This window comes from Lachnoclostridium sp. An138 (assembly GCF_002160765.1).
Lineage (GTDB): Bacteria > Bacillota > Clostridia > Lachnospirales > Lachnospiraceae > Laedolimicola > Laedolimicola faecalis.
The window spans coordinates 117,460-133,134 of the sequence record NZ_NFLF01000003.1 but is presented as its reverse complement, the minus strand read 5'-3'; the positions used below and the strand labels follow the sequence as shown (position 1 = coordinate 133,134).

General features: G+C 52.9%; 13 protein-coding genes. 4 read left to right on the top strand and 9 right to left on the bottom strand.

Going from position 1 to position 15,675, the window contains the following annotated elements; genetic code table 11:
- Positions 1–13 precede the first annotated feature (13 nt).
- The gene (gene galE, locus B5E82_RS03755; RefSeq protein WP_087306053.1) at positions 14–1,033 is read right to left on the bottom strand and encodes a UDP-glucose 4-epimerase GalE; all 1,020 of its coding nucleotides are present in this window, start codon (positions 1,031–1,033) and stop codon (positions 14–16) included.
- A 256-nt stretch (positions 1,034–1,289) separates the two neighbouring features.
- Between galE and B5E82_RS03750 the strand changes: the two genes are divergently transcribed.
- Positions 1,290–2,597 carry a TrkH family potassium uptake protein gene (locus B5E82_RS03750; protein ID WP_087306052.1) on the top strand — a complete coding sequence of 436 codons (1,308 nt, stop codon included), beginning with the start codon at positions 1,290–1,292 and terminating at the stop codon, positions 2,595–2,597.
- 12 nt (positions 2,598–2,609) lie between these two features.
- The gene (locus B5E82_RS03745; protein ID WP_087306051.1) at positions 2,610–3,278 is read left to right on the top strand and encodes a potassium channel family protein; all 669 of its coding nucleotides are present in this window, start codon (positions 2,610–2,612) and stop codon (positions 3,276–3,278) included.
- A gap of 219 nt (positions 3,279–3,497) precedes the next feature.
- On the opposite strand, the gene B5E82_RS03740 is transcribed toward B5E82_RS03745, so the two are convergent.
- From B5E82_RS03740 to coaBC, 6 genes are all read right to left on the bottom strand, one after another.
- Positions 3,498–4,538 carry a helix-turn-helix domain-containing protein gene (locus B5E82_RS03740; RefSeq protein ID WP_242966237.1) on the bottom strand — a complete coding sequence of 347 codons (1,041 nt, stop codon included), beginning with the start codon at positions 4,536–4,538 and terminating at the stop codon, positions 3,498–3,500.
- A 191-nt stretch (positions 4,539–4,729) separates the two neighbouring features.
- Positions 4,730–5,995: a sensor domain-containing diguanylate cyclase gene (locus B5E82_RS03735; protein ID WP_162610698.1), complete on the bottom strand. Its 1,266-nt coding sequence runs from the start codon at positions 5,993–5,995 to the stop codon at positions 4,730–4,732.
- Between the two features lie 123 nt (positions 5,996–6,118).
- Positions 6,119–6,913: a TrmH family RNA methyltransferase gene (locus B5E82_RS03730; protein WP_087306048.1), complete on the bottom strand. Its 795-nt coding sequence runs from the start codon at positions 6,911–6,913 to the stop codon at positions 6,119–6,121.
- Between the two features lie 20 nt (positions 6,914–6,933).
- Positions 6,934–7,914: a 6-phosphofructokinase gene (pfkA, locus tag B5E82_RS03725; protein ID WP_087306047.1), complete on the bottom strand. Its 981-nt coding sequence runs from the start codon at positions 7,912–7,914 to the stop codon at positions 6,934–6,936.
- Positions 7,915–8,007: 93 nt separating this feature from the next.
- Positions 8,008–11,490, bottom strand: a complete 3,483-nt coding sequence (locus B5E82_RS03720) for a DNA polymerase III subunit alpha (RefSeq protein ID WP_087306046.1) — start codon at positions 11,488–11,490, stop codon at positions 8,008–8,010.
- Positions 11,491–11,568: 78 nt separating this feature from the next.
- A complete protein-coding gene (coaBC, locus tag B5E82_RS03715) occupies positions 11,569–12,768 on the bottom strand; it encodes a bifunctional phosphopantothenoylcysteine decarboxylase/phosphopantothenate--cysteine ligase CoaBC (protein ID WP_087306045.1) in 1,200 nt (399 codons plus the stop codon).
- A 136-nt stretch (positions 12,769–12,904) separates the two neighbouring features.
- Here coaBC and B5E82_RS03710 point away from each other — a divergent pair, with 136 nt between their 5' ends.
- Positions 12,905–13,516 (top strand): ECF transporter S component, encoded by a 612-nt coding sequence (locus B5E82_RS03710; RefSeq protein ID WP_087306044.1) that lies wholly within the window; start codon positions 12,905–12,907, stop codon positions 13,514–13,516.
- A 41-nt stretch (positions 13,517–13,557) separates the two neighbouring features.
- A complete protein-coding gene (locus B5E82_RS03705) occupies positions 13,558–14,328 on the top strand; it encodes a type III pantothenate kinase (RefSeq protein WP_087306043.1) in 771 nt (256 codons plus the stop codon).
- 160 nt (positions 14,329–14,488) lie between these two features.
- On the opposite strand, the gene B5E82_RS03700 is transcribed toward B5E82_RS03705, so the two are convergent.
- Both B5E82_RS03700 and B5E82_RS03695 read right to left on the bottom strand, forming a co-directional pair.
- The gene (locus B5E82_RS03700; protein ID WP_087163641.1) at positions 14,489–14,722 is read right to left on the bottom strand and encodes a polya polymerase; all 234 of its coding nucleotides are present in this window, start codon (positions 14,720–14,722) and stop codon (positions 14,489–14,491) included.
- Positions 14,723–14,814: 92 nt separating this feature from the next.
- Positions 14,815–15,651, bottom strand: a complete 837-nt coding sequence (locus B5E82_RS03695) for a CvfB family protein (protein ID WP_087306042.1) — start codon at positions 15,649–15,651, stop codon at positions 14,815–14,817.
- Positions 15,652–15,675 lie beyond the last annotated feature (24 nt).

The following is a 15,675-nucleotide window of genomic DNA, read 5'->3' as shown; positions in this document are numbered from 1 at the left end:
CCGCTTCTATCTTTTAATCCGCATAACCATTGGGGTTCATGGTCTGCCATCTCCAGGAATCCTCGCACATTTCGTCTATGCCGTACTGAGCTTCCCAGCCCAGCTCTGCCTTTGCTTTTGCAGGATCTGCATAGCAGGTGGCGATATCGCCGGGTCTGCGGGGCTTGATCACATAGGGAAGTTCCTTTCCGCAGGCTTTGGAGAACGCATGGATCACGTCCAGCACACTGTACCCTTTTCCGGTTCCCAGATTGTAAACCTGAACGCCGCCCTCAGACTTCTCCATTTTTTCGATAGCTGCCACATGGCCCTTTGCCAGATCCACCACATGGATATAATCCCGCACGCCTGTGCCGTCCGGCGTATCGTAATCGTTTCCAAACACGCCTACACACTCCAGCTTCCCGATGGCTACCTGCGCCACATAGGGAACCAGGTTGTTGGGAATTCCCTTCGGATCTTCCCCGATCAGTCCGCTCTTGTGGGCTCCGATGGGATTGAAGTAACGCAGGAGAATCACCTTCCAGTCATGATCCGACACGTAGATGTCCTCCAGAACCTGCTCCAGCATACTCTTGGTCTGTCCGTAGGGATTCGTGCATTTTCCCTTGGGGCATTCTTCTGTAATCGGAACAAAAGCCGGATCTCCGTACACGGTAGCGGAAGAACTGAATACAATATTCTTCACGCCATGATTTCTCATCACGTCACAGAGCACCAGTGTTCCGGCGATATTATTGTAATAGTACTCGATGGGCTTTGCCACGGACTCTCCCACAGCCTTCAGGCCGGCGAAGTGAATCACAGAATCGATCTTTTCCTTATCAAAGACTTCATTCAGCGCCTCCCGATCGAGAATATCCGCCTCATAAAAGGTCACATGCTTTCCTGTGATCTGTTCCACACGATCTATGGCCTTCCTGCTGGAATTATACAGATTGTCCACCACAACCACATCATAGCCCGCATTTAAAAGCTCCACACAGGTGTGGCTTCCGATAAAGCCCGCACCGCCTGTCACTAGAATTGCCATCTTGTACTTCCTCCTGATTTCTCTTTTTTGGCAGAAAACGGTTTTCTGCTCCGCCCTCTTCCTTCGATAAATATACCATGCTTTCCCCTTCGGCGCAAGCCAGATCCGGCCGCTTCCGGCAATCTGATCCGAAAATTTTCCAAAAGATTAATTTTTCGTTAAGTTCTTGCGAAACCTCTTGTCCCTTTACCTCTTCCTTCGTATAATGTCACTGTCATTTTATTTCCTTAAATGGGAGAGGAGAAAAGAGAGACTTATGAAACGCATCTTTGACTTTTTCAGGAATCAGCCACCAGGGCGTCTGATCACCCTGGGCTTTTTTCTGGTAATCATGACTGGAGCTTTTCTGCTGCTCACACCCATGGCCAGACGCCCCGGCGTCGATGTCAGCTTTGTGGACGCTCTGTTCACATCCACCAGCGCTGTCTGCGTGACAGGACTGATTGCCATCGACACCTATGATACCTTTTCCGTCTTCGGCCGGGCTGTTGTCGCGCTGCTGATTCAGGTGGGCGGACTGGGCGTTACCTCCGTGGGCGCGGGCCTGATTCTTGCCGCCGGAAAGAAATTCAGCTTCAAAGGCCGTCTCCTGATCAAGGAAGGATTGAACGTAGACAGCTTTAAGGGCGTGGTAAGTCTGGTCAAATCCGTCCTGCTCATGACCTTCTGCTTTGAGCTGGTAGGAGTCATTTTAAGCTTTATCGTATTTGTACAGGATTATCCTCCGCTTCATGCCCTGGGAAACAGTATTTTCCATTCCATTGCGGCTTTCAATAACTCCGGCTTCGATGTGCTGGGCGGACTGCAGAACCTGATTCCCTACCGGGATGATGTGCTGCTGAACCTGACTACCTGCGGCCTGATCATCTTCGGCGGTATCGGTTTCCTGGTTATCCTGGACGTGCTGAGGAACCGCTTCCGTTTCCGGAAACTGGCGCTGCACTCCAAGGTTGTCATTTCCACCAGTATATTCCTGATTATTGCAGGAACCCTAATCCTGAAATGCACAGATGATGTCACCTGGCTGGGCGCGTTTTTCCACAGCGTATCGGCCCGTACGGCAGGTTTTTCCACCTACCCGCTGGGCACCTTTTCCAACGCCGGACTGTTTGCCCTGACCATCCTGATGTTTATCGGAGCCTCTCCGGGATCTACCGGAGGCGGTATCAAGACGAGCACCTTCTTCACCCTGGTGCAGTCCATGCGCAGCGCTCTGAACAAGAAACATTTCGGTGCTTTCCGCCGCAGCCTTTCTAAGGAAACCCTTTCCAAGGCTTACCTGATTACGCTGCTTTCTCTGTGCGTAGTCTGTACCGGCACTTTTGTGCTCTGTATTCTGGAGCCCCATCTTTCGCTGATGCAGCTTCTCTTTGAAGTCACCTCAGCCTTCGGCACTGTAGGACTTTCCACCGGCATCACGCCGAATCTCTGTGACGCCAGCAAGCTTGTTGTCACACTCATTATGTTTATCGGCCGTCTGGGAGCGCTGACCATGATCACCATCTGGATCAACCGCCCGGAACAGCAGGCACGCTATACAGAGGAATCTATTACAATCGGATAGGAGAGAATTAGAATGAAAAAATCGAAAGCAAACTTATTTGGAGTCATCGGTCTTGGCCGTTTCGGCACCGCTCTGGCCATCAGTCTGTCAGAGGCCGGAAAGGATGTAATCGTAGTAGACCGGAATGAAGAAAAAGTAAAAAACCTGCGCCAGTACACGGAATATGCTTTTGTCACTGAAAATCTGTCCAAAGAAGCTTTGAAGGAAGTGGGCATTCAGAACTGCGATACCGTCATTATCTGCATCGGCGAGAGAATCGACACCAGCATTCTGACCACTCTGAACGTGGTAAGCCTCGGTGTTCCCCATGTGATCGCAAAGGCAACCAGCCAGGAGCAGGGCGCCGTGCTGGAAAAGATAGGCGCTGAGGTGGTATATCCGGAGTGGGATATGGCTCTCCGTCTCGGAAAGCAGCTCGCTTATAATAACTTCCTGGATTTCATCTTCCTGGATGAGCAGGTGGAGATTCAGCAGGTTCCCGTAGGAGAACGCATGGTGGGCGTCAGTGTCCAGGACTTCAATATCCGCCGGAAATACAATCTGAACATCATTGCCATTGAGCACGACCGTTCCACAGATATTGAGGTGTCTCCTGATTACCGCTTTGTAAAAGATGATATTGTGGTCGTCATCGGCAAGGTGGAAAATGTAAAGCGCTTTGAGCGTGATATGGCAGAGTAACCAAATAGCTGAGCAGCAGAATAACAGAATAAAAAACCACATCCCCCGCAGCAGACTGACAGGCATGAGAGACAGCCGCCACAGCAGAGCTGCGGGGGTTTTTGTATCCGCAGGACAGCTTCCCTCTGCGCCGCAGGACGCGCAGGCAGACGCAGGCAGGGGCAGCCTGCCGCTGCCCCTGCCCCTGTCTGGCTTCCTCTGTCAGACCGTAGACCGTATTTATTTTTCCATCAGCTCTTTCCAGCCTGCTGTTTCCTTCAGAAAATCCAGAGTCGGGTCTTCCCGCATGCTTTTTTTCAGGTATTCCCGCAAATCCAGTTTTTCTTTCGTCTCCACAACCTTAAACTTCAAATGGGAATACAGGAGAGAATTCCGGAAGCTTTCATCCATCCCGTTTACATGGTTCAGAAGCTGTTCCAGAATCTCGAGACACCGCTTTTCATCCTTCTCCACGACCGCCTGCTCCAGCTCCGGCGCGATGGCGCTGTACTCGCCCATATCAAAGAGATAGGCTGTCTGCGCCTGCTTCTCTGTCAGATAGCGGGCCTTCTCCCTGTCGCCCTGCGACAATGCCAGGCTGTACAGATTGTGAAGCACCAGGCTCACCATGGTGTAATAGGAATACAGCAGCTCTTCATAGGCTTTCCAGGCTTCCTCTGTCCGCCCGGTCTTTTCATAAACCGTGCCTTTGAGTCGCTTCCGCTCAGGATTCTGATCAGAAAGGAAATCCAGATATCCCTCCGCCTTTTCATACTGCTCTTTCTGGAAGTAGAATCGGAACAGGGAGTCTGCCGCGGAACGGCGGATTTCCTCCTCCCCGCTTTTCAGGGACTGCTCCAGCCAGCTGTAGATATCTGCGTCATACTGCTCCGGATTCTCCGGATTTTCCGTTATCCTGTACGCAGTCAGCATCTGAGCCATCCACAGAATCAGTCTTTCACTTCCCGGATACTCCTGAAGCTTCTCCTTCGCCCAGTGAAAAGCGCAGTCATAACCGTCTTTTTTCATCCGTTCTCCAAGCTCATTCAGCAGCGCCCGGATCTCCTCCTCCGTCAGCTCCTCCCGAAAGGACAGCAGTTCCTCCAGGGATACACCGAGAAGTCTGGCAATGGGCGCCAGAAGGGCAATATCCGGCAGAGAATTTCCATTTTCCCATTTATTCACGGCGGGAGCCGTCACGCCCAGACGCGCCGCCATCTCTTCCTGAGTCAGTTCTTTCTGCTTCCTGTACTTTCTGATCACTTCACCTGTCTTCATCATAGACCTCCTATCCGGCGGAAACCGGAAGCCGCGCCTTCCTCCGTTCCGCCTGCATCTGATTTTTGCAGGCTCCTGCTGTATTCAGAATATCACAGGCCCCATACAGGTACAATTGAGCAGATTTTAACTTTTATTTATATTTTTTAACCTTTAGTTAAGTTTCCAGGTATCCGGCTTTAGGCACTCCTGTGTTACGGCTGCCCGCCGTCTTTCTCCCAGATAATCTGATACTTGTTTTTTCCGGTTCTCTTGGCTTCGTACAGAGCCTGATCCGCCATTTTGTAAAACCCGGAATAGGGATTCTGCCTGCTGCCTATAAAGATCCCTGTGCTGCACTGCATCTCAAATCCTTCTCTGCCGGCCTGTTCCAGTTGGCCGTACAGCCGCTCCACAATCTTTTCCGCAGCCTGATCAGGCTGAGACACGTCTGCCGCAAATCCTATAAATTCATCGCCGCCCATGCGGTATACGATGTCGCTCTTGCGGAATACATGCTTCAGGATCGCCGCGAACCTTTTCAGATATTCGTCTCCCTTCAGATGCCCGTACGTATCATTGATGCGCTTGAAATTGTCAATATCCATCATAAACATGATGGCTTCCCCGCCGGCTTCCATATTTTCCAGCGCCTCCGTCACCATCTCTTTTCCGGTCTTCACATTGTAAAGGTCCACCAGAGGATCATACATGGCTTCTTTCTTCAGAGCGGCCTGAGCCTTTATCATCTGCTCCACATTCCGCAGGTATCCCACCACCCGCAGCTGTCCTGTCTTCTGTTCCACATAGGCCGAACTGCTGACTGCATACCAGCGGTATTCTCCGCCGCCTTCCAGGCAGGCCTGAATATTGAATTCCACGGCTCTGTTCCCCGCCTTCAGCCTCTCAAAGGCGTCTTCAATCCGGCCTCTGTCCTTCTCCCGGATGATTCCGTTTTCCACCAGTCCTTTCAGGCCGCCCTTGATCACCCTGTTCTTCTCGCTGACCCGCTCTCCGTCACCGAAGGCCAGCGTCTCCGTCGCGAAGTCATATTCAAAATCTATCTCTGTCGTGGCTTTCAGAAAGGTCTTTCTCTTCTCATGCTCATGGATCAGCTTCAGTTCCATTCTCCGGTTTTCCGTCACGTCCTGCAGCACACAGCCGCAGAGACTGTCCTCCAGAGGATAGAGATAAATCAGAAAATGCTTTTCCTGATCCGGGCTGTAATCCTTCAGAACATGTTCTTTTCCATGGAAGGCCGAATCATAGCAGCACATGAGAAGCTCCTGGTCGATATGTCCCCGCACCTCCAGGCCCCGCTTTCCATTCAGCGTACCGTAGGGCAGCCCTGCCAGCCTGGCATAGGCTCTGTTATGATAGACCAGGCAGTAGTCCACCGGCCGGCCGTCTTCTCCAGTCAGAATCTCCACCGCGCAAAACGCAATCGGCATATTTTCAAGGTAAAAATCAGCGTCTCTCACCCTTTTGCTTTTTCTCCTTCCGGGAGATTTTCCCATATCTCATATGATAAGAAAGGCATAGCAGATCCTCATGTAATGCGAACTCACTATGCCTGTCTTACTGATTCCAGTATAAAAGAATTTCTACAAATTGTAAAGAAACTTATCCCTTTTCTGCCGGTATACTTCATACATTAAGAGCGAAGCCGCCACCCCGGCATTCAGAGACTCCAGCTTTCCTTCCATGGGAATCCGGATGAGCGCGTCTGCCTTTGAGGAAAGCTCCTCCGTCAGCCCCGCTCCCTCATTTCCGATGAGAATAGCCGCTCCTCCTGTGTAGTCCTCCTGATCATAATATTTTTTCCCTTTCAGATGGGCCGCAAAGGAGCGGATGCCCCGGCTGCGCAGACTCTCCACCACCTGTCCCAGATCCTCCGCGTACAGCGTGGGAACCCGGTAGACAGAGCCCATCGTAGAACGGATCGTCTTGGGATTATACAGGTCCACAGAACCTCTGCTCAATATCACGCCTGCGGCTCCCGCTCCCTCAGCAGTGCGCAGGATCGTCCCCAGATTTCCCGGGTCCTGAAGGTTCTCCAGCAGAAGCAGCAGGGGATTGTCCTTCCGGAGAAGATCCTCCAGCTCCCAGTTCTGCCTGCGCACAATGCAGAGCACTCCCTGGGGCGTCTGGGTATCGCTGGCCGCCTTAAAGACCGAATCCTGCATCATTTCCCAGTCAATCCCCTCCAGGTCAATTTCCTGCCGGTGCGCCGCGAAAAAGCTTTCCGACACATAGACCCTTTCTATCCGGTCCCTGGGAGCCTCCTGAAACATCTTCAGCCCCTCCGCCACAAACACGCCCCGCTCGTCCCGGAGCTTTCTTTTTCTGTTCAACTGTATCAGCTGCTTTACCTGCTGATTGGACGTACTGGTTATCATGCTGCCTCCCTAACGGTGTATTAGCAGTGCTTTGACAGATCCTTTGCCACCTGATACTGATAGGGATCGATCCCCTTTACCATATCCAGCGCTTCGTTGATGTCAAAATCCTGGAAGCGTCCGTGCTGATATCCCACCACACGGTTGGTCTTGCCGTCGCAGAGCAGATCCGCCGCCATAGCTCCCATCATGGACGCATAGACGCGGTCCTTGCAGGTGGGGCTTCCGCCGCGCTGCATGTGTCCCAGAATCGTAGCGCGGGTCTCGATACCTGTGGCCGCCTCAATTCTGCGGGCCATACTGGTGGAATGGCCTACGCCCTCGGCATTCACAATGATATGATGCTTCTTCCCCCGCTTGCGGTTCTCAATGATATTATTGATGATCTTCTGCTCGTCATAGTCATAGTTCTCCGGCAGAAGGATATCCTCGGCTCCGTTTGCGATACCGCACCAGAGAGCGATATAGCCAGCATTGCGGCCCATAACCTCGATGATGCTGCAGCGCTCATGGGAAGTGGAAGTATCCCGCACCTTATCGATGGCTTCCATGGCCGTATTGACCGCAGTATCGAAGCCAATGGTGTACTCTGTACAGGAGATGTCCAGATCGATGGTTCCCGGCACGCCGATGGTATTGATCCCTAAGTTCGCCAGCTTCTGGGCTCCCCGGAAAGAACCGTCTCCGCCGATGACCACGATGCCGTCGATTCCGTGCTTGCGGCAAATCTCCGCTCCCCTTTTCTGGCCTTCCTCTGTCATAAATTCTTTACAGCGGGCCGTAAAGAGGATCGTTCCGCCCCTCTCGATGGTATTGGATACGTCGTTCGCTGACAAATCTATAATCTCTTCATTCAAAAGTCCCGAATACCCCTTTAAGATGCCCTTGACCTGTTTTCCGTTTACCAGGGCCTTGCGTACCACGGCACGGATCGCCGCGTTCATGCCCGGCGCGTCGCCGCCGCTTGTCAGTACTCCGATAGTTTTAATCTCTTTTGCCATGTTCATCCTCCTCGTATCTGCCCGTTTTTGAACACCTTTTTCTCCTCCGCACGCGGCCCTTTTTTGTCCGTACAGAGGCCTTTGAATGTGATTTTACTGCATCCTTCTTATATTTTCAATACGTTTCTCCACAACTTTTACATTCCCTTCACCAAAGCTTTTCTCGAGCTTTACAATCAGCTCCGGGCCGGCATCCACGGTCTGTCCTGCCGGCAGCCGTTTCACAGATTTCTCTGCCGCCGCGTACAGCACCACCCGGTCTTTTCCGTCGCTGTCCGCCAGAAGCGTCAGAAGCTCCGGCTCCCGGCTCAGGCATTCCTGCTGATTGGAAAACTGAATCCACAGCTCCCGTCTTGCCGCCTCGAAGGGCACGATCCGGTCGCAGATCAGCTTGGCCGCCTTATCGTCTCCGGCGTCCACATGGCCGCTCACAAAAATCTTGGCTTCCTCGTTCAGCTGCTGCGTGTTCTTCTCGTAAATATTGGGAAATACCACTACTTCCACGGAACCCAGCAGGTCCTCCAGCTGCAGAAAAGCCATAACACGGTTGTTCTTCGTGTATTTGACCGTCTTCCCGGTGATCATGCCGCCGACCACCACCTGCTGCCCGTCGCGGACCTTTGTGCGGTTCGTCTCCTCGTCCAGCTGGAAATCCGTCGTCACCGCCGTAATATTCTTCCGCCAGCGCCCTTCATACTCCTCCAGCGGATGGCCGCTTACATAGATTCCCAGCACCTCCTTCTCAAAGGAGAGCAGAAGCTCCTTGGGATATTCTCCCACATCGGGAAGCTTGGCCTGAAAGCTGGCCTTCTGATCCTCATCCACCAGGTCAAACAGACTCATCTGCCCTGTCATCATGGTCTTCTGGCTCTGGGCCACGCTGTCCATAATGCCCGCGTAGGCCAGAATGTACTGCTGTCTCGTTCCGCCCAGGCTGTCCAGGGCTCCGGCCTTGATCAGATTTTCCACCACCCGCTTGTTGACCTCTTTTCCGGTCATCCGCTCCAGGAAATCTGTCAGGCTTTTGAATTTTCCGCCCAGCCGCCTCTCTTCCATGATAGCTTCCACCACAGGACGCCCGATGCTTTTGATGGCCGACAGGGCGTAGCGGATGGAACCGTTGGATACAGAGAACCGGGCCGCTCCCTCGTTGATATCCGGCGGCAGAATGGAAATTCCCATCTGCCGGCAGGTCAGAATGTATTCGGATACCTTGCCCGGATTGTCAATCACCGAGGTCATGAGGGCCGCCATGAATTCCACAGGATAATAATGCTTCAGCCATGCCGTCTGATAGGCCACCACCGCGTAGGCCGCCGCGTGGGACTTATTGAAGGCATACTTGGCGAAATCAATCATCTCATCGTAAATCTTCTGGGCTGTGGCCTCCGGAATCCCATTTGCGATGCAGCCGGGCACTCCCTCTTCCTCATTCCCGTATACGAAGTTCTGCCGCTCCTTCTCCATGACAGAGGCCTTCTTCTTCGACATGGCGCGGCGCACCAGATCGCTCCGTCCCAGCGTGTAGCCCGCCAGCTTCTGTACGATCTGCATGACCTGCTCCTGATAGACGATACAGCCGTAGGTGGGTTCCAGAATCTCCTCCAGCTGCGGACAGTCATAGGTAATAGACTCCGGGTGATTCTTTCCCCGGATGTACTGGGGAATGAAATCCATGGGGCCGGGCCGGTACAGAGAGATTCCCGCGATGACGTCCTCCAGATTTTTCGGCTGCAGCTCCTTCATGAAGTTCTTCATGCCGCTGCTTTCCAGCTGGAACACGCCCTCAGTCTTTCCCGTACCGATGGAAGCATAGACTGCCGCATCGTCATAATCAATCTTATCCATGTCGATGGTCTTTCCCGCCCGCTCGGACGCCATGCGGGCCGCGTCCTGAATCACTGTCAGCGTCCGGAGTCCCAGGAAATCCATCTTCAGAAGGCCCAGCTCCTCCAGGGTCGTCATGGTAAACTGGGTCGTGATCGTGCCGTCAGAAGCCCTGGACAGGGGTACATACTCGTCCACTTCCTTCTGGCTGATGACCACGCCCGCCGCGTGCATGGAGGTGTGTCTCGGAAGTCCCTCCAGACGCATGGACATGTCGATCAGCTCATGGACCTGCGGATCATTCTCATAGCTTTTCCGAAGCTCAGGATTCATCTTCAGCGCCTTCTCAAGGGTGATATTCAGCTCCTGGGGCACCATCTTGGCAATGGAGTCCACAAAATTGTAGGGCAGGTCCATGACCCGTCCCACGTCCCTTAAGCACCCTCTGGCCGCCAGCGTACCGAAGGTGACGATCTGAACCACCCGGTCCTTGCCGTATTTGCGCACCACATAGTCGATGACCTCCTGCCTGCGCTCGAAGCAGAAATCAATATCGATATCAGGCATGGACACACGCTCCGGATTCAGGAAACGCTCGAACAGCAGCTGGTAACGGATAGGATCAATATTGGTAATTCCCATCGTATAGGCCACAATGCTTCCCGCGGCAGAGCCCCGGCCCGGCCCCACGGCAATGCCATGGTCCCTCGCATACTTGATGAAATCCCAGACAATCAGGAAATAATCCACATAGCCCATATTTTTAATAACGCCCAGCTCATATTCCAGTCTTTCCTTCAGAGGGCCGTCATCGTCCGGATAACGCTCCTTCAGGCCGTCGAAACAAATCTTGTTCAGATATTCCCAGGAGGTATAACCCTCTGGCACGTCGTACTTGGGAAGCTTCGTCACGCCGAACTCAATCTCCACATTGCAGCGCTCCGCTATCTTCGCCGTATTCTCGATGGCCTCCGGCGCATAGGGAAAGAGAGCCGCCATCTCCTCCGGAGATTTCACATAATACTGGCCGCCCTCGTAACGCATCCGGTCCTCATCCGCCAGCTTCTTTCCGGTCTGAATACAGAGCAGAATATCGTGGGGCTTCACATCCTCCGCATAGGTGTAATGGATATCATTGGTAGCCACAAGCGGAATATCCAGCTCCTGGCTCATGCGTATCAGGGCCTGGTTTACGATTTTCTGTTCCGGCAGGCCGTGGTCCTGAAGCTCCAGAAAATAATTTCCCTTTCCAAAGACCTTTTCATATTTGAGGGCAGACTTTTTGGCCTCCTCATAGAGGCCCTTCACAATATACCGCTGCACCTCTCCTGCCAGGCAGGCGCTTAAGGCTATGATACCCTCATGGAACTGGTTGAGAACCTCCATATCGACTCTGGGACGGTAATAGAAGCCTTCCACATAACCCCGGGATACAATCTTCATCAGATTCGCGTATCCCTGGTTATTCTCCGCCAGAAGAACCAGATGGTAATAACGGTCCTCCCCTCCGGTCAGCTCCTTGTCAAAACGGGAATTGGGAGCCACGTAAACCTCGCAGCCCAGAATAGGCTTGATACCCTCCGCTCTCGCCGCCCTGTAAAAATCTATCACGCCGAACATGGCTCCGTGGTCCGTAATGGCCGCCGCCGTCATGCCCAGCTCCTTCACCCTGGCCACGTACTCCTTAATCTTATTGGAGCCGTCCAGAAGGCTGTATTCCGTATGTGTATGCAGATGTGTAAATGGCATTCTTACCTGTCTCCTTTATCCGGCCGGGCCGGTATACGGCGCGCTCCCGGGCTGCCGCGCCCCGGAATTGCTGCGCCGTCAGTCCTTCTGCATTCCGCAGATCATATCCAGTATCTTATGAGCCGTCTCTTCCTTGGTCAGAAGCTCCAGCTCCGTATCTTTGTCCTTCGTAAGCACGGTCACCCGGTTCGTATCCGTTCCGAAGCCCGCGCCCTCGGCCCGGAGGCTGTTGGCACAGATCAGGTCGCAGTTCTTGCTCTCCAGCTTCTTTCTGGCATTTGCCAGCAGATCCTCCGTCTCCATGGCAAAGCCGCAGAGAATCTGCCCTTCCTTTTTGTGCTCACCCAGATATTGCAGAATATCTCTGGTCCGCTTCAGAGTCAGGGGCAGTTCTCCCCCCGCTTTTTTAATCTTGTTCTCCGCCGTCTCCACCGGTGTATAGTCGGCCACAGCCGCGGCTTTGATGATGATATCCGCTTCCTCTGCCCGGACCGCTACCGCCTGGAACATATCCTCCGCGGATTCCACCCGCACCACGTCCGTGAACAGGGGCGGCGCCACCTCCGTGTGCGCCGCCACCACTGTGACCTCCGCGCCGCGAAAGCTCGCGGCGCGGGCCAGGGCGAAGCCCATCTTGCCCGAAGAATGGTTCGTGATGAAACGCACCGGGTCGATGGATTCCCGGGTGGCACCGGCCGTCACCAGCACCTTTTTTCCTGTCAGATCCTTTTCACATGCAATCTCTTTCAATACATATTCCAGCAGAACGCTCTCCTCCGGCATTCTGCCGTCTCCGCTGTCCCCGTTTGCCAGCATGCCGTGCTCCGGCGGAATGATCTCATAGCCGAAGCGGGCCAGCTTCTGCAGATTGTCCTGCACGATGGGATTATGGTACATATTGTGGTTCATAGCCGGGGAAATGATCTTTTTGCAGGGGCAGGCCATCACCGTCGTTGTCAGCATATCGTCGGCAATGCCGTTCGCAATCTTTCCAATCACATTGGCGGAGGCTGGAGCCACAAGGACCACGTCCGCCAGCTTTGCCAGCGCCACATGCTCTACGTTGTACTGAAAATTCCGGTCGAAGGTGTCTACCAGACACTTGCTGCCAGTCAGCTCCTCAAAGGTCAGCGGCGTGATAAACTCCGTGGCATTGCGGGTCATCAGCACCTGCACATTACAGCCCAGCTTTTTCAGCATCCGGGCCAGGTTTACGATTTTATATGCGGCAATGCTTCCGGTCACGGCCAGCACTGCGGTCTTTCCTTTTAACTGCATAGATAATTTCCTTTCTTTTTATGAATTAGTATAACACAAAAAGCCCAAAGTTTTTATATCTTTTTCCTTCTTCTGTGGTATAATTTGAATGTATTGTATCTTCATGTGAAGAATAATAACAAGGAGGAATTTCAAAATGAAAAAAAGATTCAACACCCGGCAGCTAACCATTCTCGGGCTGCTGACCGGCATTCTGCTTCTTATGGCCTACACCCCTCTGGGATACCTGAACATCGGCCCGCTGGCCATCTCGTTCAACGTCATCCCCGTCGCTCTGGCAGCCGTGACCCTTGGACCTGCAGGCGGAGCCGCCGCGGGAGCTGTATTCGGGCTGACAAGCTTTCTGCAGTGCGTCGGCGTCGGAGGCTTAAGCGCCATGGGGGCCATTCTCTTTGGCATCAATCCCGTCCTGGCCTTTATTCAGCGGTTTGTACCCCGCGTTCTGGACGGTTTTCTTCTTGGCTATATATTCCGCCTCGTTCAAAAGACAGGCGGCGCGCGTCTGGGCTGCTTTGTCACAGGATTTTTCTCCGCATTTCTGAATACGCTCTTTTTCATGACCGCTCTGATTCTGCTCTACGGAAATACCGAATACGTGCAGGGGCTCATCGGCGGAAGAAATATTCTGCTTTTCGTATGCTCCTTTGTGGGCATCAACGCGGTCTGCGAAATGGCCGCTTCTACCATTCTGACAGGCGCCGTCGGCTATGCGCTGTACCGCTCCCGGCTTTTCGCCTCTCAGAAGTAGGCCGGAAGCGGCATTGAATTTTTATCCCGGAGGAATGGCAAATGATTCTTACCATAGATATCGGAAACACAAATATTGTAACCGGCTGCTTTGATCAGGACCAGCTTCTCTTTCTGGAACGGTTCTCCACAGAACAAGAGGCCACCAGCCTGGAGTACGCCACCATCTTCAAGGAGACACTGGATCTGCATGAGATCCCTCCTTCCCTGATTCAGGGAGGAATCATCTCCTCCGTGGTGCCTTCCGTCACCGGCACCGTCAAAGAGGCCGTGGAGAAATACACCGGCGCCCGGATTCTCGTGGTAGGTCCCGGGATCAAAACAGGCCTGAAGCTTGCTGTGGACGATCCCGCCCAGCAGGGAAGCGATCTGGTCGTGGGCGCAGTAGCCGGCGTGCATCTCTATCCGGTTCCCCAGATTCTCATTGATATGGGGACAGCCACCACCGTCTCCGTCATCAACCGGGAGAAAGCCTATATCGGAAAAATGATTCTCCCCGGCCTGGCCATTTCTCTGGACGCCCTTTCCAGCCGGACGGCCCAGCTTCCCAGGATTTCTCTTGATCCTCCGAAGAAGCTCATCGGAAGCAATACGGTAGATTCCATGAAAAGCGGGATTCTGTACGGGAACGCCGGAGCGCTGGATGGTCTGATTGACCGGATTAACGAAGAACTGGGGGAGACCTGCACGGTAGTGGCCACAGGAGGCCTGGCAGGCGTCGTCGCCCCTCTGTGCAGGCATAAAATGTTCCTGGAAGACGACCTTCTGCTGAAGGGGCTGCTGATTATCTATCACAAAAATATCCACCGGTAATTTGCCTTCTCAACTGCAATAGCATCTGCTAATACCATCTGCAAACATTATCTGCGAATGGAGCGTCAGAGAAGGCCGCGGTGTATTTCATAATCTTCCTATCTTCTTCAGATCGAAAACGAGGTAACTGCTCCCTCCGGGAACCTTTACCTCGTTTTACTTAACCATTAATCATAAATGAAACTAATTTATCGATATCTTCCTTCTCGTAAGCGATAATCTCCAGCTCCGGAATCTCGCCGTTGGAAAAGATATTTGCCATGGATACGTACTGAGAAAGCTTTGACTTCAGATTCAGTCTGTCGCCTTCACCTGTAACCAGCTCAACCTTACCCTTGCAGCTGTCAACTACCTTGAAGAACTTATCGATGTCAGTGATATTCTGAACTTTCATCTTTTATTCACTCCTTTCTTCTTCCCCATTATAACCGCTAACTACGGCTTTGGAAAGAGATTTTTTTCAAATTTTCAAATTTTGGTACTTTTTTATGATTTGCGGCGGATACTCTTCTCTGTTATTTCTATTTTGCCTTCTTTCAGGAGCCGTCCCACTGCCCTTTTAAAAGCATTTTTACTGAGTTTCAGCTCCCGCTCAATGACCTCCGGAGATGCCTTGTCATTGAAGGGCAGCACGCCGTCAAATTCATCGATGACCTTCAGTACCGTCTGCGCATCCTGGTCCATCTGGAGATACGCCTTTTCCCGGATGCTTAAATCCAGTTTTCCATCTTCATGAACCGCTGTCACCCGCGCTTCCACCACGTCGCCGATGGAGGCGTCCCCATGAAAGTCCTTTCTGGGAATCAGTCCGGAATACCGGTTGTCTACCGCCACAAAGGCTCCGAACTCCCGGCTGATCTCATAAACCGTTCCCCGGACCCGGTCCTCCTTCTGATAGGGCGACTGTGTCTCCAGGTACTCATAAACGTTCATGGTGGCGCAGAGGCGGCTGCTCTTGTCAATATACAGCGCAGCCAGGACCTGGTCTCCTTCCCTTACCCGCCGCGTCTGCTGACGGAACGGAAGAAGGAGATCCTTCTCCAGACCCCAGTCCAGAAACGCGCCGATTTTCCCCACCTGAACCACTTTCAGCACCGCCAGACCTCCCAGCTGCACCTTAGGTTCCTGGGTGGTGCAGATCAGTCTGTCTTTGGAATCCCGGTAGACGAAAACCGTAAGCTTATCTCCGGCTGCCGTTCCCTCCGGAACCTGCTTTTTCGGAAGGAGCACCCGCTCCGCCGCTCCCGGCTCCTCTCCAAGATATATGCCAAAATCTGTCTTCTTTATGACAGTCAGTTCCTGCTTTTTACCAAGCTCAATCATTTCTCATTTCCTTTCGTATCTCTC

Bases quoted from the DNA above. Each gene is read 5' to 3' on its own strand.
- B5E82_RS03730 (WP_087306048.1), bottom strand. From the start codon at position 6,913: ATGATAACCAGTACGTCCAATCAGCAGGTAAAGCAGCTGATACAGTTG.
- galE (WP_087306053.1), bottom strand. From the start codon at position 1,033: ATGGCAATTCTAGTGACAGGCGGTGCGGGCTTTATCGGAAGCCACACC.
- B5E82_RS03720 (WP_087306046.1), bottom strand. From the start codon at position 11,490: ATGCCATTTACACATCTGCATACACATACGGAATACAGCCTTCTGGAC.
- B5E82_RS03700 (WP_087163641.1), bottom strand. From the start codon at position 14,722: ATGAAAGTTCAGAATATCACTGACATCGATAAGTTCTTCAAGGTAGTT.
- B5E82_RS03740 (WP_242966237.1), bottom strand. From the start codon at position 4,538: ATGATGAAGACAGGTGAAGTGATCAGAAAGTACAGGAAGCAGAAAGAA.
- B5E82_RS03745 (WP_087306051.1), top strand. From the start codon at position 2,610: ATGAAAAAATCGAAAGCAAACTTATTTGGAGTCATCGGTCTTGGCCGT.
- B5E82_RS03750 (WP_087306052.1), top strand. From the start codon at position 1,290: ATGAAACGCATCTTTGACTTTTTCAGGAATCAGCCACCAGGGCGTCTG.
- B5E82_RS03710 (WP_087306044.1), top strand. From the start codon at position 12,905: ATGAAAAAAAGATTCAACACCCGGCAGCTAACCATTCTCGGGCTGCTG.
- pfkA (WP_087306047.1), bottom strand. From the start codon at position 7,914: ATGGCAAAAGAGATTAAAACTATCGGAGTACTGACAAGCGGCGGCGAC.
- B5E82_RS03695 (WP_087306042.1), bottom strand. From the start codon at position 15,651: ATGATTGAGCTTGGTAAAAAGCAGGAACTGACTGTCATAAAGAAGACA.
- B5E82_RS03705 (WP_087306043.1), top strand. From the start codon at position 13,558: ATGATTCTTACCATAGATATCGGAAACACAAATATTGTAACCGGCTGC.
- coaBC (WP_087306045.1), bottom strand. From the start codon at position 12,768: ATGCAGTTAAAAGGAAAGACCGCAGTGCTGGCCGTGACCGGAAGCATT.